Genomic DNA, 20,389 nt, shown 5'->3' with positions numbered 1-20,389 from the left:
TGCACCCCATCCCCCCACCCCTGGATTGAAAGGGATGTGAGAACCAGCATTGCTTTGAGTCCTTCATGCGCCTTCGGCCATCGTGACGGCCAATTGAAGGAGGGGAAGCCGCGTAGCGGCCGAAGGCGCCTGATGGCGCGCCCGAGCCCGACGACTTGGCCGGCGCGATGGCCGAAGGCGCATGAAGGACGTCTCAAGAACCCACACTGAGACCAGCAACACAAGCCAGTACAAAAGAAAGAAAAAAGCACCGCGCAACCCACGCCGCGCGAGCGTGACAACAGAGACAAAGCGATATGCCGATTATCGAATCCCGCATCAACCCGCGTTCGCAGGAGTTCACCGACAACGCGCACGCCATGCAGGCGCAACTGGATGATCTGTCCACGCAGATGGCGCGGACCGCCCTGGGTGGCAGCGAGGCGGCGCGCGCCAAGCATACGGCGCGGGGCAAGCTGTTGCCGCGTGAGCGGGTCGAGCGTCTGGTGGACCCGGGCAGTGCGTTCCTTGAACTGTCGCCGCTGGCCGCGCATGGCATGTACGACGGCGAGGCGCCGGGCGCTGGCATCATCACGGGCATCGGGCGTATCTCCGGGCAGGAGTGCGTGATCGTCTGCAACGATGCGACGGTCAAGGGCGGTACGTACTATCCGCTGACGGTGAAGAAGCATCTGCGCGCGCAGGAAGTGGCCGCGCAGAATCGCCTGCCCTGCGTGTATCTGGTGGATTCGGGGGGGGCCAACCTGCCGCGCCAGGATGACGTGTTTCCGGATCGCGATCACTTCGGCCGCATCTTCTTCAACCAGGCCAACATGTCGGCGCAGGGCATCGCGCAGATCGCGGTGGTGATGGGGTCGTGCACGGCGGGCGGGGCGTATGTGCCCGCCATGAGCGACGAGTCCATCATCGTGCGCGACCAGGGCACGATCTTCCTGGGCGGGCCGCCGCTGGTGCGCGCGGCCACGGGCGAGATCGTCAGCGCGGAAGACCTGGGCGGCGGCGACGTGCATACGCGCCTGTCGGGCGTGGTCGACCATCTGGCCGCGAATGACCTGCATGCCTTGCAGTTGGCGCGCGGCGCGGTGGCGCGGCTCAATCTGGCCAAGCCGCAGTCGCTGGCCCTGCAGGCCGTGCGCGAGCCGCGCTACGACCCGGCCGAACTCAACGGCATCATTCCGGCCGATACGCGCAAGCCCTACGACGTGCGCGAAGTCATCGCGCGCATCGTGGATGGCTCCGAGTTCGACGAATTCAAGGCGCGCTTCGGCGCCACGCTGGTCACGGGCTTCGCGCACATCCACGGCATGCCGGTCGGCATCGTGGCCAACAACGGCATCCTGTTTTCCGAATCGGCGCAGAAAGGCGCGCACTTCATCGAACTGTGCGCGCAGCGCAAGATTCCACTGGTGTTCCTGCAGAACATCACGGGCTTCATGGTGGGCCGCAAGTACGAGAACGAAGGCATCGCGCGCCACGGCGCCAAGATGGTGACGGCGGTGGCGACCGCGGCCGTGCCCAAGTTCACGGTGCTGATCGGCGGCTCGTTCGGCGCGGGCAACTACGGCATGTGCGGCCGGGCGTATTCGCCGCGGCTCTTGTTCATGTGGCCCAACGCGCGCATCTCGGTGATGGGCGGCGAGCAGGCGGCCAGCGTGCTGGCCACGGTGCGCCGCGAGGGCATCGAGGCCAAGGGCGGCCAGTGGACGGCCGAGGAAGAGGAAGCCTTCAAGGCGCCGATCCGCGAGCAGTACGAGCGCGAAGGCCATCCGTACTACGCCACGGCGCGCCTGTGGGACGACGGCATCATCACGCCCGCCGATACGCGGCGCGTGCTGGGCTTGGGACTGTCCGCGGCGTTGAACGCGCCGATCGAGGACACGCGCTTCGGCGTGTTCCGCATGTAGGACAGGCCAGCCCTTCACGCGCTTGCCGTGCCAAGCAAATCCTCATTCCGTCCCTTCCGAGGACCGGCATCGGCGGCCCCCAAAACAAGGTCCCGCCGGTATCCGGATGAGGCTCCGCCGCTGTAGAACGACTTCTTTTCGGACCCGCCCCATGAGCAACCTGTTCGATACCCTGCTGATCGCCAACCGTGGCGAAATCGCCTGCCGCGTCGCCGCAACCGCCCGCCGCCTGGGCATCCGCACCGTGGCGGTCTATTCCGACGCCGACGCCCAGGCGCGCCACGTGGCGGCCTGCGACATGGCCGTGCGCATCGGCGGTCCCGAGCCGCGCGCCAGTTATCTGCGCGCCGACGTCATCCTGCAGGCCGCGCGCGACACCGGCGCGCAGGCCATCCATCCCGGCTACGGCTTCCTGTCGGAGAACGAGGACTTCGCCCGCGCGGTGGCGCAGGCCGGCATGACCTTCGTGGGCCCGCCCGCCGAGGCCATCGCCGCCATGGGCAGCAAGTCGGCCGCCAAGACGCTGATGGAGAAAGCCGGCGTGCCGCTGGTGCCGGGCTATCACGGCGACAACCAGGACGCGGTCTTCCTGCAAGCGCAGGCCGACGCCATCGGTTATCCCGTGCTGATCAAGGCCAGCGCCGGCGGCGGCGGCAAGGGCATGCGCGTGGTCGAGAGTTCGGCCGCGTTCGCCGATGCGCTGGCGTCGTGCCGGCGCGAGGCCGCTTCCAGCTTCGGCGACGACCGTGTGCTGATCGAACGCTATCTGCAGAAGCCGCGCCACATCGAGATCCAGGTGTTCGCCGACACGCATGGCGAATGCGTCTATCTGTTCGAACGCGACTGCTCGGTGCAGCGCCGTCACCAGAAGGTGATCGAGGAAGCGCCCGCGCCCGGCATGACGCAAGAGCGCCGCCGCGCCATGGGCGACGCCGCCGTGGCCGCCGCGCGCGCGGTGGGCTATGTGGGCGCGGGCACGGTCGAGTTCATCGCCGAGCCCGACGGCCGTTTCTACTTCATGGAGATGAATACCCGCCTGCAGGTCGAGCATCCCGTCACCGAACTGATCACGGGACACGATCTGGTGGAATGGCAGTTGCGCGTGGCCGCGGGCCAGCCGCTGCCGGCGCGCCAGCAGGACCTGCGCATCACGGGCCACGCCATCGAGGCACGCCTGTATGCCGAAAATCCCGACAACGGCTTCCTGCCTTCCATCGGCACGCTGACGCACCTGGAATTGCCCACCCATGCGGCCTTCGTCAATGGCGATGTCCGTGTCGATGGCGGCGTGCGTGCCGGCGACGCCATCACGCCCTTCTACGATCCCATGATCGCCAAGTTGATCGTGCATGGCGCCGACCGCGACCAGGCGCGCCTGCGCATGCTGCGGGCGCTGGCGCAGACGCGCGTGGTGGGCGTGCAGACCAACGCGGCTTTCCTGGGCCGCCTGATGCGCGACGAAGCCTTCGCCGCGGCCGACCTGGATACCGGGCTGATCGAGCGGCGCCGCGCCACGCTGCTGCCCGCCCCGCAACCGGCCGATGTGGATACCCTGGCGTTGGCCAGCGCGGCCTGGCTGACGCGGCAGGGCATGGGTCATGCCTCGGAGGCTGCGGCGGATCCGTGGGACGCGCGCGATGGCTGGCGGGTGGGCGGACGCCTGCCGCAGCAACTGGACTGGGCGGACGGCGGCCAGATGCGCAAGGTGGCCGCGACGCGCCAGGCGGACGGCTGGACGATCGATTGCGGCGCGGGGGCGCGGGCCTGGTCCTGGCGCGTGGAGTCCCGAGATGCGAACGCCTATGCGCTGCGCATCGTGCTGGATGGCCGTGAAGTGGGCGGCACCGTGGTGGCCCACGGCGACCAGTTCCATGTCTTCCGCGGCGACACCGTGCACGTGCTCGAACGCCATGACGCGCTGCGTCACGCGGGCGACGATGAGCAGGGCCATGGCGGCGGCCTGACCGCGCCGATGCCGGGCAAGATCATCTCGATTGGCGTTCAGGCCGGCGATGCCGTCAAGAAGGGTCAGCCGCTGCTGGTGATGGAAGCCATGAAGATGGAGCACACGATCTCGGCGCCCGCCGATGGCGAGGTGCGCGAGGTCTTCTACAGCGTGGGCGACCAGGTGGCCGAAGGCGCCGAACTGGTGGCGCTGGAGGCCGCGCAGGGCTGATTGGGCAAGCCGCGGGTTGTATCGATGGATCGTCATCCGTGGCTTACCCGCGCGGGTTACATCCGCGTTAGTCCGATGTCAGCAGGGCATGGCTAGAATCTCCGCTTCCCGGCGCCGTCCGTGCGCCCTGTGCGCCATTCCATGTCCGCCGATCCTGCTCTCGCCGATTCCCCCAGTCCGTTGTCGCGGCCTGCCTTCCTGCATTTCCTGGCCGGCCGCTTCGGCGCCTCGCTATCCTTCCAGATCGTCTCCGTGGCATTGGGATGGCAGGTCTACGAACTGACCGGCAACGCGCTGGACCTGGGCCTGATCGGGCTGGCGCAGTTCCTGCCCATGGCCGTGCTGACGCTGGCCGTCGGCCACGTGGCCGACCGCTACGACCGGCGCAGGATCGTGGCCACCTGCATGGTCATCGAGGCCGTGGCCGCCCTGGTGCTGGCGTCGGTGGCCTTGTACGGCGTCGGTGGCCGGACGCTGCTGTACGCCATGATCGTGCTGATCAGTTCGGCGCGCGCCTTCGAGGCGCCCACCCTGCCCACCCTGCTGCCGGCCATCGTGCCGCGCGCCTGGATCCCCCGCGCCACCGCCATGTCGACCTCGTCGAACCAGGTGGCGATGATTGCCGGCCCCACGCTGGGCGGCGTGGGCTACGGCCTGGGCGCGGGCTGGATCTATTGCCTGGCCGCGGCCATGTACCTGGTCTCGTTCGTCTGCATGATCACCATGGTCGTCGAGCGCGCGCCGCCGCGCCGCGAAGTCACCACGCTGCGCACGCTGTTCGCCGGCATCACCTTCATCTTCCAGCGCCGCGTGTTGCTGGGCACGTTGTCGCTGGACCTGTTCGCCGTGCTGCTGGGCGGCGCCGTGGCGCTCTTGCCCATCTATGCCAAGGACATCCTGCAGGCCGGGCCATGGGCCTTGGGCGCATTGCGCGCCGCGCCGGCCTGCGGCGCCGTGCTGATGGCCCTGATGCTGGCGCGCTACAACGTGCTGGGCGAGCGCGTCGGCCCGATGCTGTTCGGCGCGCTGATGCTGTTCGGGCTGGCCACGGTGGTGTTCGGCTTCTCCACGTCCATCCCGTTGTCGGTGGCGGCGCTGGTGCTGCTGGGCGCCTCGGATGCCATCAGCGTGGTCGTACGCTCATCGCTGGTGCAGCTGAATACGCCCGACGAGATGCTGGGCCGCGTCAGCGCGGTCAACACGCTGTTCATCGGCACGTCGAACCAATTGGGCGAATTCCGCGCCGGCCTGAGCGCGGCGTGGATGGGCGCCGTGCCCGCCGTGGTGGTGGGCGGTTTCGGCACCGTTGCCGTGGCGGCGCTGTGGATGTGGCTGTTTCCGGAACTGCGGAAGCTGAAGTCGCTGCATGGCGGCAAGTAATGCGACCGGGATGTGAGGCGATCAACGTCCGATGGCCGCCACGATATGTTCGCGCAGCCACTGCAGGCCGGGATCCCGATGCTTGCGCTCGTGCCACAGCATCAGCATTTCATAGCCCGGCACCTCCACCGGCGGCGCCACTTCGCGCAACGCGGGATTGGCCCGCACCAGCCGTGACGGCATCATCGCCACCATGTCGGTGGCCGCCAGCACCTGGCCGACGATCAGGAAATTCGGCACCGACAGCGCCGTATGGCGCGTCATTCCCAGCTTTGCCAGCACGGTATCGGTGGGGCCATGGAAACCTCCACCGTCCGGCGACACGACCACATGCTCCAGCTTGCAGTACTGCGCCAGCGTGGGCCGCCGCCTCAGCCGGGGATGATCGACGCGGCAGGCCAGCACGTAGCGTTCCTTGAACAGGGGGCGGCTGCGCAGTCCCTCCGGCGATTCGCCGACGATGTGAAACACCAGGTCGGCCTCGCCCTGCTCCAGCTGCCGTGCGATCAGGGGCGGTTGCAGGTCCAGGATGGCCAGTCGCGTTCCGGGCGCGGCGGCGCGCAGGTCTGCCAGCGCGGGCAACAGGATATTGGCCTCGCCGTAATCCGACATCGACAGCCGCCACGTATCGGTGGCGCCCTCGGGGTCGAACGGCGCAGACGGCGCCACCGCCTGGCCCAGTGCCTGCAAGGCCAGGCGCAAGGGGCCACGCAATTCATCGGCCCTGGCCGTTGGCCGCATGCCGCGCGGTCCGGGCAGCAGCAGCGGATCGCCGAACAGTTCGCGCAGCCTGGCCAGTTGCACGCTGACGGTGGGCTGCGCCAGATGCAGCCGTTCAGCCGCGCGGGTGACGTGGTGCTCCGCCAGCAAGGCGTCCAGCGTCACCAGCAAGTTGAGATCGATGCGTCTGAGGAAATTGTCCAAGGCAATACCTGATATCCGGATAATTCATTTCCACTATAAGCCGTCGAAACCTATCGTGTGTCCATGAGCACTCTGGAGCACACATCATGAACGTACTGCTGGTCTACGCCCACCCCGAGCCCCGTTCGTTGAACGGTTCGTTGCGCGACTACACCGTGCGGCATCTGCGGGAAGCGGGCCACGCCGTGCAGGTGTCCGACCTGTACGCAATGAAATGGAAGGCGGAAGTGGATGCCGGCGACAACACCGCCAGTGAGCCGGGCGCGCGCTTCCACCCTTCCGAAGACTCGCGCATCGCCTTCCAGCGCGGCACCCAGAGCGCCGACATCGCGCGCGAGCAGGACAAGCTGCGCTGGGCCGATGCCGTCATCCTGCAGTTTCCGTTGTGGTGGTTTTCGATGCCGGCCATCATGAAGGGCTGGGTCGACCGTGTGTATGCATACGGTTTCGCCTATGGCGTCGGCGAGCATTCGGACATGCATTGGGGCGACCGCTATGGCGAGGGCACCTTGGCGGGCAAGCGCGCCATGCTGGTGGTGTCGGCGGGAGGATGGGCGCCGCATTACGGCCCGAGAGGCGTGAACGGCCTGATCGACCATCTGCTGTTCCCCATTCAACATGGCGTGCTGTTCTATCCCGGGTTCGACGTGCTGCCGCCACACGTGATCTATCGCACCGGCAAGATCGGCGAGGGCAACTATGCGGAGGTGCGCGATGCCCTGGGCCGGCGCTTGGACACGCTCTTCACCGCGGCGCCCATCCCGTTCCGCAAGCAGAACGGGGGCGATTATTCGATTCCGGACCTGACGCTCAAGCCGGGATTGGCGCCGGATGCGACGGGGTTGGACGTCCATCTGGCCGGGCACTGAGCGCGGCTCCTCGTGTGCGGCGATCTTCCAGGAAGCGGTGGATGGTTTTACGCAAGAGGCTGGCGGGGCCTTATTTTGGTCCCAGGTTTACAGGGCCCAAGGCCACTGGGGCGATCTCAACGCGTGGTCTCTGCGGGCCAGTGATCGCGCACGCTAAGCCCGCTTCATGCATCGAACGATCCACCGAGCGGATTACCAGGGCAGTCCTACAAATAAAAAGCGCCATGCTGAATGAACAGCATGGCGCTTCTTTGGGCGGGTCGGCCCGGCTTTACTTGCGAACCGCCGCGATCACCGTGTCCAATTGCTCCAGCATGCGCGTCACTTCGGCTTCGGTGACGTTCAGCGCCGGCATGAAGCGCAGCAGGTTGGCACGCGGGGCGTTCAGCAGCAGGCCTTCCGGCAGGTTGCGGGCGGCATCGACGATGGCCGGGCCGTCGTCGCGGTCCAGCAGCAGGGCGCGCAGCAGGCCCATGCCGCGTTCGCCCTTCATGCCCCACTTCGCCGACAGGGCCAGCAGGCCCTCGGACAGCTGCCGGGTGCGCGCGGCCAGCGTTTCCATGAAGCCCGGCGAGGTCAGCGTGTCGTACACGGCCACGCCCACGGCGGCCATCAGCGGATTGCCGTTGTAGGTGCCGCCCTGGTCGCCGTAGGCGAACACGCACACTTCCTGGCGGGCCAGCAGCGCGGCCAGCGGCACGCCGCCGCCGATGCCCTTGGCCAGCGTCATGATGTCGGGCACCACGTCGAACTGCTGGTACGCGAACATCGTGCCGGTGCGGCCCATGCCGGTCTGCACTTCGTCGACGATCAGCAGCATCCTGTGTTCGTCGGCCAGCTTGCGCAGGCCCTGCATGAATTCCTTCGTGGCGGGGAACACGCCGGCCTCGCCCTGCACGGGCTCGAGCATGATGGCGACGGTCTTGTCGTCGATCAGCGCGCGCACCGAGTCCAGGTCGTTCAGCGTGGCCTTGGGGAAGCCCTCGACCTGCGGCGCGAACATCTTGTCCCAGCCCGGCTTGCCCGAGGCCGACATGGTGGCCAGGGTGCGGCCATGGAAGCCGTGATCCATGGTGATGATCTTGTAGGCGCCGTCGCGGTGTACCTGGCCCCATTTACGCGCCAGCTTGATGGCGCCTTCGTTGGCCTCGGCGCCGCTGTTGGCGAAGAACACGCGGTCGAAACACGAGGCGCCGGTCAGGCGCGTGGCCAGGTCGATCGAAGGCTGGTTGTAGAACGCCGGCGACGGGTTCATCAGCTTCTCGGACTGGTCGATCAGGGCGCGGCGCATCTCGGGCGCGCAGTGGCCCAGCGTGTTCACGGCCCAGCCCTGCACGAAGTCGAGATATCGCTTGCCGTTATGGTCTTCCAGCCACGATCCCTGGCCTCGCACGAACACCAGTTCGGGGCGGGAGGTGATCTCCATGAGGGCGTTGACGTTGAACTGGCTGAAGTCCATGGCGGTTCCTGACAAGGGGGAAACTGGGGAAAACTGGAAATGTAGCACCGGCCGGCGATCCTTTCGTGACCGCCGGGGCCGGATCTGCGCGGCGAGGGCTTAGCGGCTCAGCCCGCGCGCCGCGATGGGCCAGATCTCGGCCACCATGCCGCCGCGGTACGCCACCAGTTCATCGTGCAGGTTGAAGGTCGGATCGACGTGCGACGGCACCAGTTTCAGCACCTCGCCCAGCGCGGGGCCGTCGCCTTCCCGCACCGTCACCACGCCGTGCTCGTCGTTGGCCGCGATGTATTTCAGGTCGGGGCGTTCGTACACCGACGGCAGCCCGCACTCGATGGTGGTGGACTTCAGGCCGGCGTCCAGCACGGCGCGGCCGGGCTTGGCGGTGCTCATCACCGTGGACATCAGGAACAGGCTGTGGCGGAACGCCATGGCGCCATCCCAGTCGTTGGCGCCGTAGTCGCCGTCCATGAAGGCATAGGAGCCTGCTTGCAGCTCGGTGTAGATGCCGCTTGCCGCATCGAACTCGGCGCTGCCCGTGCCGCCGCCGGTGATGCGTTCGCAGACGATGCCCGCGTCGCGCAGCGCCTGGGCGAACGCCGCGGCGCGTTCGGCCGCCTGGGCGCACACCGCTGCCCGTTCGGCGCGGGTGCGCAGGTGCTGCACCGTGCCGTGATAGGCCTGCAGGCCGCCGAAGGTCAGCCCCGGTGCGGCCTGGATGCGCTGGGCCAGCGCCACCGCCTGACCGCTGTCGGCCACGCCGCAGCGCCCCTGGCCCACGTCCACCTCGACCAGCACCGTCAGGTGCGCGCCCGCCTGCACCATGGCGGCGGACAGCGCGTCGACGTTGCCGGGATGGTCCACGCATACGCTGAGCATGGCGTTGGGTGCGAGGCGGCCCAGCAGCGCCAGCTTGGCCGGCCCGACCACCTGGTTGCTGATATGGATGTCGAGGATGCCCGCGGCGATGAAGGGCAGCGTTTCGCTGACTTTCTGGCAGCAGATGCCGCGCGCGCCGAGCGCCAGCTGGCGCAGCGACACCTGCGGGCATTTATGCGCCTTGGCGTGGGGCCGCAGGGCGACGCCGTGCTGGTCGGCCCAGTCCTGCATGGTTCTCAGATTGGCCTCGAAGGCGTCCAGGTCGATCGCCAGGGCCGGTGTGTCCACGCTGGCCAGGGGTTGGCCGGGCAGGACGGGGGGCGGCAGATAGGGCGTGCCGTCCGGGCAGGTGGGAGTGTCGGATGAACCCATTTTTCCTCTTGGAGTATATGTATGAAGGCGCGGGTTAGCCCGCCCCAGGTAAACCATAGCCCCGCGAGCATTGGCGCACGCCGGACCCCGTGTAAGAATTTACCCAAAGAAAGCGGAAAGAAAGGTTTCCCAGCGCAGCATATCTGGCGTTTGTTCCAAACGGGTTGTTTTTGGAGCGGCCCGGCCTGGGCGGACCGTGAAACAGCTTTCACGCCGCACGCGTCGTGCGTGTGCTTCCTGTCCTGGGAGGGACGGCAGGCAAGGTCGTGCCTTATTACTACGGAGAAGCCATGAAGCTCAATCGCTGGATCAAGACCCTGGCCGTCGCATTGGCCATCACGGGCGCGGCCACCTCGGCGCACGCCCAGCAGTTCTTCCGCATCGGTACGGGCGGCACCGCGGGGACCTATTACCCCGTGGGCGGGATGATCGCCAACTCGATTTCCGAACCGGGCAAGCTGGTCGCCACCGCGGTGGCCAGCAACGGTTCGGTCGCCAACATCAACGGCATCCTGGGCGGATCGCTCGAAGCCGGTTTCACGCAGTCCGACGTGGCCTACTGGGCCTATAGCGGCACCGGCACGTTCGAAGGCAAGCCCAAGGCACAGGGCCTGCGGCTGATCGCCACCCTGTATCCGGAGAGCATCCATCTGGTGGTCCGCAAGGGCTCGGGCATCAAATCGGTGGCAGACCTGCGTGGCAAGCGCGTGTCCATGGACGAACCCGGCTCGGGCACCCTGGTCGACGTGCGCCTGATCCTGGCGGCCTACGGCATGGCCGACAAGGATGTGAAGGCCGAATACCTCAAGCCCAACCAGGCCGGCGACAAGATGCGCGATGGCAGCCTGGATGCCTTCTTCTTCGTGGGCGGCGCGCCGGCCGGCGCCATCGCCGAACTGGCCTCCAGTGGCGGCGGCATCGAACTGGTGTCCCTGGTCGGTCCCGAGATCGACAAGCTGCGTGGCGAACAGCAGTTCTTCACCCCCGACGTGATCCCGGCCAATACCTATCAGGGCGTGGCCGAGGCGAAGACGATTTCCGTCAATGCGCAGATGGTCACCTCCGACAAGCAGCCCGAAGCCGTCGTCTATGAGCTGACCAAGAAGCTGTACAGCGACGCCACGCGCAAGACGCTGGACAGCGGCCATGCCAAGGGCAAGCTCATCACGCTGCAGAACGCGGTCAAGGGCGCGGGCATCCCGTTCCACCCGGGCGCCGAGAAGTTCTACAAGGAAGCCGGGCTGCTGAAATAAGCGCCGACGCCAGGCATTAGGCGTTTCTCCCGCGCGCGCCGCCCCGTCGAGGGGCCGGCGCGCCGCGTCTTCGTGCATTCTCACCGAGTGCCCCAGGCCATGCAGATCGATCACGAAAAGACCCAGCAACTGGCGGAAACCTACGACTCCGAGATCCGCTTCCGCCCCTTGGGCAAAACGGCCGCATGGATCGTCTCGCTGCTGCTGGTGGCGCTGTCGCTGTTCCATTACTACACCGCGGGTTTCGGCCTGCTGCGCGAGGCCACGCATCGCGGCGTACACCTGGCCTTCGTGCTCAGCCTGATCTTCCTGGTGTTCGGGTTCAGCAAGGCGCATTACCGCCGCGAGCCGCGCCCGGCCTGGTACGCGCCGGGCGGCGTGCCGCTGTATGACTGGCTGATCGCCGCCCTGCTGGCGCTGACGGTGCTCTATATTCCGTACATCTTCGAAGACCTGGCCTATCGCGTCGGCAATCCGTTGCCGCTGGACGTCGCGATGGGGTCGATCCTGATCGTCGGGCTGCTGGAAGGCACGCGGCGCGCCATGGGCTGGCCGCTGCCCATCATCGCGATGGTCTTCCTGGCCTATGCCGCTTTCGGGCGCGTGTTTCCCGGCCTGCTGCAGCACGCGGGCAACAGCTGGGCGCAGATCGTCAACCACATGTACCTGACCAGCCAGGGTGTCTATGGGGTGGCGGTCGGCGTGGTGGCCACCTATGTGTTCCATTTCGTGTTGTTCGGCGTGCTGGCCACGCGCATCGGCCTGGGCCAGCTGTTCCTGGATACGGCCTCGACCATCGCCGGACGCTACGCCGGCGGGCCGGCCAAGGTGTCGGTCTTCGGTTCGGCCATGTTCGGCATGCTGTCGGGGTCGTCCGTGGCCAACGCCGTCACGGTCGGGTCGCTGACCATTCCCGCCATGATCCGCGTGGGCTATCCGCGCCACTTCGCCGCGGGCGTCGAAGCGGCGTCCAGCACCGGCGGCCAGATCACGCCGCCCATCATGGGCGCGGCCGCTTTCCTGATGATCGAATTCCTGGGCATCCCGTATCAGCAGATCGCCATCGCGGGCATCTTTCCCGCGCTGCTGTATTTCTTCGGCATGTTCATGCAGGTGCACTTCGAGGCCAGGCGCGAGGGCCTGCGAGGCCTGACCGCCGAGGAAATGCCTCGCCTGCGCGAGTCCTTCCGCCAGCGGTGGCCGACCCTGATCCCGCTGCTGCTGCTGGTCGGCGTGCTGGCCAGCGGGCGCACGCCGTATCTGGCGGCGTTCTGCGGCATCACGGGCTGCATCCTGGTCGGATGGTTCAATCCTCATCAGCGCCTGCGCTGGCGCGACCTGTACGAGGCATTCGAGACCGGCGCCAAGTATGCGCTGGCCGTCGGCGCAGCGGCCGGCACGGTGGGCCTGATCATCGGCGTGGTGACGCTGACCGGCGTGGGGTTCAAGATTTCCTTCATCGTGATCTCGACGGCGCAATGGCTGGCCGCGGGCGCCGGCGCCGTGATCCCCGAGGCGCTGGCCAGCACCCAGGCCCTGACGCTGGCGGCCGCGCTGTGCATGACCGGGCTGGTGTGCATCGTGATGGGATGCGGGGTGCCCACCACGGCCAACTACCTGATCATGGTGACGGTGGCGGCGCCCACGCTGGTGCAGTTGGGTGTGCAACCGATCGCGGCCCATTTCTTCGTCTTCTATTTCGGCATCCTGGCCGACATCACGCCGCCGGTGGCCCTGGCGGCCTATGCCGCCGCCGGCATGGCGGGCAGCGATCCCTTCCGGACCGGCAACACCGCCTTTCGCCTGGGCATCACCAAACTGATCGTGCCGTTCGTCTTCGTGTTTTCACCGTCGCTGCTCATTTCCGTGAAGGGGTTCTCCCCCTATGAGTTCTGGGTGACACTGACCGGCTGCATGATCGGCCTGGTGCTGCTGTCCGCGGCCTTCTCGCGCTACATGCTGGTCGGCATGAAGGCCTGGGAGCGCCTGCTGTGCGCGGTGGGCGCATTGTTGACCATCGCCCCGGGACTGGCCAGCGGACTGCTGGGGCTGGCGGTCGCCGCTCCCGCCTTGGTCAATCAGGTGGTGCAAGCCCGTGCCCAGCGAGGGGCCGCGCCCGGCTGAGGGGGACCGGACACGGCTGTGGCGTCGATGCGACGAACCCCGTTTCCGCGCCCGGATGGCCAGGGCCACCTGGACGTGGGACCAAGTTGCCCCATGGGGCAAATCAGCGTAAAGTAAATTTACGTTTGCTGGTTTGCCGATATGCGGGCCGACTGGGCAAACGGCCACTTGGCCGCTATATGTTCGATATCCTGGTTTATCTGTTCGAAAACTATTACACGCCGCAAGCCTGTCCTGCGGCCGACGTGTTGGCAAAGCGGCTCGCCGCCGCCGGGTTCGAGCACGAAGACATCGACGACGCCTTGGGTTGGCTCTACGGCCTGGCCGAAACCACCGAGCGTTGCGTCGAACTGGCGCAGGTCCCCAGCAGCGGCGTTCGCATCTACACCGATTCCGAGTATCGGCAACTCGGCACCGAATCCATCGGTTTCATCACCTTCCTGGAATCCGCTGGCGTGCTTCCGGCTCCGCTGCGCGAGATCGTCATCGATCGTGCGCTGGCCTCGCCCGAAACGCCCGTGCCGTTGTCGCGTATCAAGATCATCGCGCTGATGGTGCTCTGGAGCCAGGAGGCCGAAATCGACAATCTGGTGCTCGAAGAATTGCTCGAAGACGAAGGCGGCCGCCGCCTTCTGCACTAGGCCCCGCCGCACGGATTTCCGGGCCTCGCAAACGGGGCTCGTCCCTCATTCATTCCCTTGACGACGTACATCGGCCGCTTCGCTCCCAGTCCCAGCGGGCCGCTGCACGCGGGTTCGCTGGTGGCCGCGCTGGGCAGTTGGCTGGACGCCCGCGCCCGGCACGGCCGCTGGCTGCTGCGCATCGAGGACGTCGATACCCCGCGCACCGTCCAGGGCGCCGCCGACCGCATCATGGATCAGTTGCGCGCCCTGGGGCTGCGCTGGGACGGCGATGTCATGTGGCAATCCTGGCGCGGTCCGGCGTATCAGCAGGCGTTCGATGACCTTGCCGCGCGCGGGCTGATCTATGGCTGCGGCTGTACCCGGCGCGAAATCGCCGACTCGCAACTGCGCGGGGGCGAGGCCGGCGCCGATGGCGAACGGCCCTATCCCGGCACTTGTCGCCATGGCCTGGCGCCGGGCCGCCGGGCGCGCGCTTGGCGCGTTCGGGTGCCGTCGGGCACGGAATCCTTCCAGGATCGCTGGTTGGGCCCCCAGCAGCAGGACGTGGCGCAGGCCGTGGGGGACTTCACCCTGCGGCGCGCGGACGGCCTGTGGGCCTATCAGCTGGCCGTGGTGGTGGACGACGGCGCCCAAGGGGTGACCGATGTGGTGCGGGGCGCCGATCTGCTCAGTTCCACCGCGCGGCAGCGCGTGTTGGCGCGCCTGCTGGGCCTGCCCGTGCCGCGTGTGATGCACGTGCCGCTGATCGTGGATCCGGACAGCGGCATGAAGCTGTCCAAGCAGAACGGCGCGGCGGCGCTGGATACCACGCAGCCGTTGCAGACGCTGGGCCGGGCCTGGCGCGATCTGGGCTTCGAGGGGTTCGACGCCGCGGACGTGCCGGCCTTCCTGGCCGAAGCGACGGCACGCTGGGCGCGGCGCTTTCCGCTGGCCTGAGCACTGCCGCCTTACCCGCACCTCCAGGAAAAGCGGGGCGGGCACGCTGCCCCCCTACAGCGGCTGACGCTTCTCGTCCAGCATCCGAACCAGCAGGCCCGTGCCGCTGTCATCCACGCGGATCTCGCCATAGCGCGCCGTCGCGTAATGCCCGGCCTGTCCCTCGGGGAAGAAATAGGCGTTGGTGACGATGCGCACGCCCTCGGGCCGCACGCGGTAGCGCAACACCAGTTCGTTGCCGGTTCGCGGCTCCGCGCGCTCCTGCAGCCGCACGGCCTGCGCCACGCCCTGTTCGTCGGGCGCCAGCACCAGATAGCCCTCGGTGCGCACGAAGGGGCTGTCATCCGGTCCCAGGTGGCTCGGGTCCTGGTCCAGCAGCCGGTTGACGGCATTGCCCGCCGCGAAGCGCAGCGCCATGTAGTCGCCCTGCATCAGCGAGCGCGGATCGACAGGCGCCAGTTCCAGGATGGCCACGCGGCCCGAGGCCAGCAGGGTCTCGCGCTGCCAGATCGTGGTATTGGCCACCGCCAGCGCCAGCAGCAGCCCGGCCAGCACGCCCGCCGCGCGCCAGCGCTGGGCGGCGGTGGCGCGGCCAGGTACGCAAGGCGCGGCCGTCGCCGTGCGCATCACGCGCGGCACCAGCCACACCATGCCGCGCAGCAGGAACATCATGACGCCGGCCGTGGCGAGCCAGCCGGCCTTCCGCAGCAGCGGCACTTCCAACTGGTAGTAATAGATCAGCAGGTAGGACAGCAACGCCAGCACGCCGAAAATGGTCAGGCGCGGCTTGTTCAGGCCGGCCCCCAGCAGCATCCATGCCAGCGCGAAGGCGATGCCCGGGCTGGGCAGCCAGAACAGCGCCAGCACCAGCAGCGCCAGGGGCACTGTCCAGACCAGCGCGGGCGTCAGCGCCGCGCGGCGCGCGCCCAGCACCAGGGCCGCGGCCACGGCCGGCAGCAGGGCGCCGGCCAGGCTGAGCGCGGCGGTGGCGGGCCGCGCCGACCAGAGCGCGAACAGGTTCGTGGCCGCCACGCCGCCAGACAGCCATACCAGGCTTTGCACGGCGATGGCGGTCGACCAGCCCAGCGGGTCCAGCTTGCGTTGGCGGGGCGGCGCCAGGCGGTGCCCGATCCAGAAGGCCGCGGCGGCCGTCCAGGCGCCCAGCACCGCGACCGGTTGCCAGATGATGGAAGAGATGGCCACGTCGTAGTCCATCATGGCGTCGATCAGGTCGACGTTGGTGGCCAGGTTGGGCCACATGAACCGCCAGACCAGGCAGGCGCCGGCCAGGGCCATCATCCAGCCGCTGAGAAACCGCAGCAGCGCGTCGGGAGCCAGGGCATAGACGACGATACCCGTCGCCAGCACGATCAGCCAGGTGCCGTAGGCGGAGGACAGGTCGTACAGGCCATACGCGATCAGGAGTTGCCCGGTGAAGCCCATCGCGGTGGCGCACTGGCGCCAGAACGCCCCGCTGGCGTTGCGCAAGGCTGCGATGCTGGCCGTGCACAGGGCCAGGCCGGCCAGTCCCGCCATCTCCGGCGAGCCGATCACGCCGGACACGGCCAGGAACAGCAACAGCAGCAGTGTCGCCAGCCAGGCGCTCAGGCCCAGCAGGCCGTAGATGTACCAGGGCGTCTCGGCCCGTGCCAGGGTGGCGCTGCCCGCCAGCCCGATGACGGGGGCGCCGGCGTCGGCGGGATCGACCGCATTGCCCGCCGAGGCGCCTTCGGGCCCGGGATCGGCCATCCGCCGGGATGGGCTTTGCGCGGCCAGTTTGCGCAGCCAGCGCGCGGCCCACACGGCCTCGGCCATCAGCAGCGCGGCCAGCGGCAGGACCGCCCAGATGCCGGGCTCCAGCCGCAGCAGCCATTCTCCGACCCCCCGCAGCGACACGAGGATGGCCCCGGCGGCCAGCATGGCCAGGATGACCAGATCGCGCCGCCCGCGAAGGTAATACAGGCCCAGGATCAGGGTGACGATGATCCAGGCGATGCCGGTGTAGCTGCCCAGGCCCAGGATGATGTCGCCCACGAGCAGGGCCAGCACCAGCACGCCCACCGCCAGGATGGCCAGCACGCGGGGCCCGACCCGGGTGCCGGCGCGCCAACGGCGCGCGGCCAGTTCCCAGCCGGTCAACATCAGCAGGTTCAGTCCTGCCATCACCAGACTCGGGAAACCGGGCCCCGCGAATGCCACCCACCACACGAACAGGTGCTCGCCCAGCCACAGCGCGGCGGCGACGTTCACGACCAGCACCCAAAGCAGCCAGACCGGCTGGCTGGCCGCCACCAGCGCCCAGGGCAGCAGCAGCAAGGCCCAGAGGGCAAACAATTCCCAGGTGTCGGCGCCCGTTTGGTATGTTTGACCCACGAGGGCGAGCAGGGCGCCCAGCAGCAGGCCGGCCAATGCCAGCGCCGCGCCCGCGATGTGGCGCCGCGAATCGGCATCGGCGCGCAGGCGCAGTCCGATGCCCGCGGCGGCCAGCGCGCACAGCGCCAGCAGGGCCTGGGCGCCAACGAAACGCTCGGTCTTGTCCAGCGCCGGCCAGTTGGCCGCGACCCCGCAAATCACGCCGCTGCCCAGCAGCAGGACCCCCAATCCCAGGGTCGCGCGAGCCAGGAATTGGCGCCAAGTGTGCAATTCCGATCCCGCTGGCGAATGACCCCCGACTTGCATGCCCTGAATCTCCCCTCTTATCATCCGCGCTAATCGAGGCGGGACTGCCGCCACTGGATACTCATGAGCAAAACGCTGATTATTGCCGAGAAGCCCTCGGTAGCCCTGGATATATCACGCGCCCTTGGAGGCTTCGCGCGGGAGGGCGACTATTTTGAAAGCGAACGTTACGTGCTCGCTTCCAGTATCGGGCATCTGCTCGGCTTGGTCGCCCCCAACGATCCCGTGAAAGGCAAATGGAGCTTCGCGCACCTGCCGGTGATTCCGCCGGCGTTCGAACTCGGCCCGACGGACAAGCGCTCGTCCGAGCGCCTGAAGCTGCTGGTGCGCCTGGCCAAGCGCAAGGATGTCACCGCCCTGATCAATGCCTGTGACGCGGGCCGGGAGGGTGAGCTGATCTTCCGCTACATCATCCAGTACGCTGGCGTGAACAAGCCCGTCCAGCGGCTGTGGCTGCAGTCGATGACGCAGCAGGCGATCCGCGACGCGTTCCAGAACCTGCGCGACGACGTCCAGTTGAAGCCGCTGGAGGCCGCCGCGCGCTCGCGCGCCGAGGCCGACTGGCTGGTGGGCATCAACGGCACGCGCGCCATGACCGCCTTCAACAGCAAGGACGGCGGCTTCTTCAAGACCCCGGTGGGCCGCGTGCAGACGCCGACCCTGGCCATCGTGCACGAACGCGAAGAGCGCATCCGCCGCTTCGTGTCGCGCGACTACTGGGAAGTGCACGCCACCTTCGTGGCGGCCGCCGGCCTGTACCAGGGCCGCTGGATCGACCCGGATTTCAAGAAGGACGACCGCGATCCCGAGCGTCGCGAGTCGCGCCTGTGGTCGCAGGCCGCCGCGCAGAGCGTGGTGGCGGCCTGCCGCGAGCAGCCGGGCAGCGTCACCGAGGAGTCCAAGCCCTCGACGCAGGCCTCGCCCGCGCTGTACGACCTGACTTCGCTGCAACGCGAGGCCAACGGCCGTTTCGGCTTCTCGGCCAAGACCACGCTGGCCCTGGCGCAGACACTGTACGAACGCCACAAGGCCCTGACCTATCCGCGTACCGATTCGCGTTATTTGCCCGAGGACTACATCGGCACCGTGCGCCAGACCATGTCGGTGCTGGCGCAGGGCGATTCCGCCGCGGTGGGCGGGCTGTCGCGGCACGCCGCCACGGTGGTGAAGAACGACTGGGTCAAGTCCAACCGCCGCATCTTCGACAACAAGAAGGTGTCGGATCACTTCGCCATCATCCCCACCCTGCAGGTGCCGCGCGACCTGAGCGAAGCCGAGGGCAAGCTGTACGACCTGGTGCTCAAGCGTTTCCTGGCGGTGTTCTTCCCGTCCGCCGAGTTCCGCGTCACCACGCGCATGACCCAAGTGCAGGGCCACCGCTTCAAGACCGAGGGCAAGGTGCTGGTGTCGCCGGGCTGGCTCGCCGTGTATGGCAAGGAAGCCCAGGGCGAGGACGCCAACCTGGTGCCCGTGGCCGACGGCGAGACCGTGCGCACCGAGGCGGTCGACGCGGTGGGCCTGGCGACCAAGCCGCCGCCACGCTACAACGAAGCCACGCTGCTGTCGGCCATGGAAGGCGCCGGCAAGCTGGTCGACGACGAGGAGCTGCGCGAGGCCATGTCCGAGCGTGGCCTGGGCACGCCGGCCACGCGCGCGGCCATCATCGAAGGCCTGCTGAACGAGGTCTACCTGCGCCGCGAGGGCCGCGACCTGGTGCCCACCGCCAAGGCGCGCCAGCTGATGACGCTGCTGGCCGGCCTGGACGTGACCGAACTGACGTCGCCGGAGCTGACCGGCGAATGGGAGCACAAGCTCAAGCAGATCGAACAGGGGGGCCTGGGCCGCGAGGCCTTCATGCGCGAGATCGCGCAGATGACCCAGGTGATCGTCAAGCGCGCCAAGGAATACGAGCGCGACACGGTGCCTGGCGATTACGCCACCCTGGCCACGCCCTGCCCCAAGTGCCGCGGCGTCGTGAAAGAGAACTACCGCCGCTATGCGTGCACGCAGTGCGACTTCTCGATCAGCAAGCATCCGGGCGGCCGCACCTTCGAGCTGCCGGAAGTCGAAGAGCTGCTGGCCAAGCGCGAGATCGGTCCGCTGCAGGGCTTCATCAGCAAGATGGGCCGTCCGTTCGCGGCCATCCTGCGCATCAGCGACGAGGACAAGCTCGAGTTCGACTTCGGCCAGAGCGATGACGACGACGGCGAGGAAGTGGATTTCTCCGGCCACACGCCGGTGGGTCCGTGCCCCAAGTGCCAGTCGCGCGTGTTCGAGCATGGCATGAGCTACGTCTGCGAGAAGTCGGTCGGTCCGTCCAAGACCTGCGACTTCCGTTCGGGCAAGGTGATCCTGCAGCAGGAAATCTCGCGCGAGCAGATGGAAAAGCTGCTGGCCAATGGCCGCACCGACCTGCTGGACGGCTTCGTGTCCAGCCGCACCAACCGCAAGTTCAAGGCGTTCCTGGTGCGCCAGCCCGACGGCAAGGTGGGCTTCGAGTTCGAGCCGCGTCCCGAGAAGCCGGGCCGCGCGCCGGCGAAGTCGGCCAAGGCCGCGGCGGCGTCGGAAGGCGCACCGGCCAAGACGGCCGCCAAGAAGGCGGCGGCCAAGACCGCGCCCGCCAAGACGGCCACGAAAACGGCCGCCAGGAAAACCGCGACCAAGACCGCCGCCAAGAAAACGGCGGTGAAGAAGGCGGTTGCCAAGAAGGCCGCCAAGACCGCGGGTTGATCTTCCGATCCGCCCGGACCTGGCGCGTGCGCGAGCCACGCGCCAGGGTTGGGCTTCCGA

13 protein-coding genes are annotated in these 20,389 nt (G+C 67.9%); 9 read left to right on the top strand and 4 right to left on the bottom strand.

The window, feature by feature from the left end:
- Positions 1 to 296: 296 nt before the first annotated feature.
- The 3 genes from A6745_RS04955 (at position 297) to A6745_RS04945 (ending at position 5,460) form a co-directional block, all read left to right on the top strand.
- Positions 297 to 1,904 (top strand): carboxyl transferase domain-containing protein, encoded by a 1,608-nt coding sequence (locus A6745_RS04955; RefSeq protein WP_066124399.1) that lies wholly within the window; start codon positions 297 to 299, stop codon positions 1,902 to 1,904.
- A gap of 160 nt (positions 1,905 to 2,064) precedes the next feature.
- Entirely contained in the window at positions 2,065 to 4,080 is a 2,016-nt protein-coding gene (locus A6745_RS04950; protein ID WP_066125759.1) for an acetyl/propionyl/methylcrotonyl-CoA carboxylase subunit alpha, read from the top strand.
- 141 nt (positions 4,081 to 4,221) lie between these two features.
- Positions 4,222 to 5,460 (top strand): MFS transporter, encoded by a 1,239-nt coding sequence (locus tag A6745_RS04945; protein ID WP_066124397.1) that lies wholly within the window; start codon positions 4,222 to 4,224, stop codon positions 5,458 to 5,460.
- Positions 5,461 to 5,481: 21 nt separating this feature from the next.
- Here the strand turns inward: A6745_RS04945 and A6745_RS04940 are convergent, their stop codons facing one another.
- Positions 5,482 to 6,384, bottom strand: coding sequence for a LysR family transcriptional regulator (locus A6745_RS04940; RefSeq protein ID WP_066124394.1), 903 nt, complete (start codon positions 6,382 to 6,384; stop codon positions 5,482 to 5,484).
- 86 nt (positions 6,385 to 6,470) lie between these two features.
- Here A6745_RS04940 and A6745_RS04935 point away from each other — a divergent pair, with 86 nt between their 5' ends.
- Positions 6,471 to 7,253: an NAD(P)H-dependent oxidoreductase gene (locus tag A6745_RS04935; RefSeq protein WP_066124392.1), complete on the top strand. Its 783-nt coding sequence runs from the start codon at positions 6,471 to 6,473 to the stop codon at positions 7,251 to 7,253.
- 271 nt (positions 7,254 to 7,524) lie between these two features.
- Here the strand turns inward: A6745_RS04935 and A6745_RS04930 are convergent, their stop codons facing one another.
- Both A6745_RS04930 and A6745_RS04925 read right to left on the bottom strand, forming a co-directional pair.
- A complete protein-coding gene (locus A6745_RS04930) occupies positions 7,525 to 8,712 on the bottom strand; it encodes an acetylornithine transaminase (protein ID WP_066124390.1) in 1,188 nt (395 codons plus the stop codon).
- A 99-nt stretch (positions 8,713 to 8,811) separates the two neighbouring features.
- Positions 8,812 to 9,963, bottom strand: a complete 1,152-nt coding sequence (locus tag A6745_RS04925) for a DSD1 family PLP-dependent enzyme (RefSeq protein ID WP_066124389.1) — start codon at positions 9,961 to 9,963, stop codon at positions 8,812 to 8,814.
- 290 nt (positions 9,964 to 10,253) lie between these two features.
- Here A6745_RS04925 and A6745_RS04920 point away from each other — a divergent pair, with 290 nt between their 5' ends.
- From A6745_RS04920 to gluQRS, 4 genes are all read left to right on the top strand, one after another.
- Entirely contained in the window at positions 10,254 to 11,216 is a 963-nt protein-coding gene (locus A6745_RS04920) for a TAXI family TRAP transporter solute-binding subunit (RefSeq protein WP_066124387.1), read from the top strand.
- Between the two features lie 99 nt (positions 11,217 to 11,315).
- Entirely contained in the window at positions 11,316 to 13,340 is a 2,025-nt protein-coding gene (locus tag A6745_RS04915; RefSeq protein ID WP_066124385.1) for a TRAP transporter permease, read from the top strand.
- Between the two features lie 179 nt (positions 13,341 to 13,519).
- Entirely contained in the window at positions 13,520 to 13,981 is a 462-nt protein-coding gene (locus tag A6745_RS04910; RefSeq protein ID WP_066124383.1) for a DUF494 family protein, read from the top strand.
- Positions 13,982 to 14,038: 57 nt separating this feature from the next.
- A complete protein-coding gene (gene gluQRS, locus A6745_RS04905) occupies positions 14,039 to 14,920 on the top strand; it encodes a tRNA glutamyl-Q(34) synthetase GluQRS (RefSeq protein WP_231885909.1) in 882 nt (293 codons plus the stop codon).
- A 54-nt stretch (positions 14,921 to 14,974) separates the two neighbouring features.
- On the opposite strand, the gene A6745_RS04900 is transcribed toward gluQRS, so the two are convergent.
- Complete coding sequence (locus A6745_RS04900; protein ID WP_066124380.1) at positions 14,975 to 17,599, bottom strand: GDYXXLXY domain-containing protein; 2,625 nt, start codon at positions 17,597 to 17,599, stop codon at positions 14,975 to 14,977.
- Positions 17,600 to 17,662: 63 nt separating this feature from the next.
- Here A6745_RS04900 and A6745_RS04895 point away from each other — a divergent pair, with 63 nt between their 5' ends.
- Positions 17,663 to 20,329: a DNA topoisomerase III gene (locus A6745_RS04895; protein WP_066124378.1), complete on the top strand. Its 2,667-nt coding sequence runs from the start codon at positions 17,663 to 17,665 to the stop codon at positions 20,327 to 20,329.
- Positions 20,330 to 20,389 lie beyond the last annotated feature (60 nt).

Origin of the sequence: Bordetella ansorpii (assembly GCF_900078705.1) — a bacterium.
GTDB lineage: Bacteria > Pseudomonadota > Gammaproteobacteria > Burkholderiales > Burkholderiaceae_B > Bordetella > Bordetella ansorpii_A.
This window is presented reverse-complemented; position numbering and strand designations above follow the sequence as displayed.

Coding starts and splice junctions, on each gene's coding strand:
- A6745_RS04895 (WP_066124378.1), top strand. CDS start 17,663: ATGAGCAAAACGCTGATTATTGCCGAGAAGCCCTCGGTAGCCCTGGAT.
- A6745_RS04935 (WP_066124392.1), top strand. CDS start 6,471: ATGAACGTACTGCTGGTCTACGCCCACCCCGAGCCCCGTTCGTTGAAC.
- A6745_RS04910 (WP_066124383.1), top strand. CDS start 13,520: ATGTTCGATATCCTGGTTTATCTGTTCGAAAACTATTACACGCCGCAA.
- A6745_RS04920 (WP_066124387.1), top strand. CDS start 10,254: ATGAAGCTCAATCGCTGGATCAAGACCCTGGCCGTCGCATTGGCCATC.
- A6745_RS04925 (WP_066124389.1), bottom strand. CDS start 9,963: ATGGGTTCATCCGACACTCCCACCTGCCCGGACGGCACGCCCTATCTG.
- A6745_RS04945 (WP_066124397.1), top strand. CDS start 4,222: ATGTCCGCCGATCCTGCTCTCGCCGATTCCCCCAGTCCGTTGTCGCGG.
- A6745_RS04930 (WP_066124390.1), bottom strand. CDS start 8,712: ATGGACTTCAGCCAGTTCAACGTCAACGCCCTCATGGAGATCACCTCC.
- A6745_RS04915 (WP_066124385.1), top strand. CDS start 11,316: ATGCAGATCGATCACGAAAAGACCCAGCAACTGGCGGAAACCTACGAC.
- A6745_RS04900 (WP_066124380.1), bottom strand. CDS start 17,599: ATGCAAGTCGGGGGTCATTCGCCAGCGGGATCGGAATTGCACACTTGG.
- A6745_RS04955 (WP_066124399.1), top strand. CDS start 297: ATGCCGATTATCGAATCCCGCATCAACCCGCGTTCGCAGGAGTTCACC.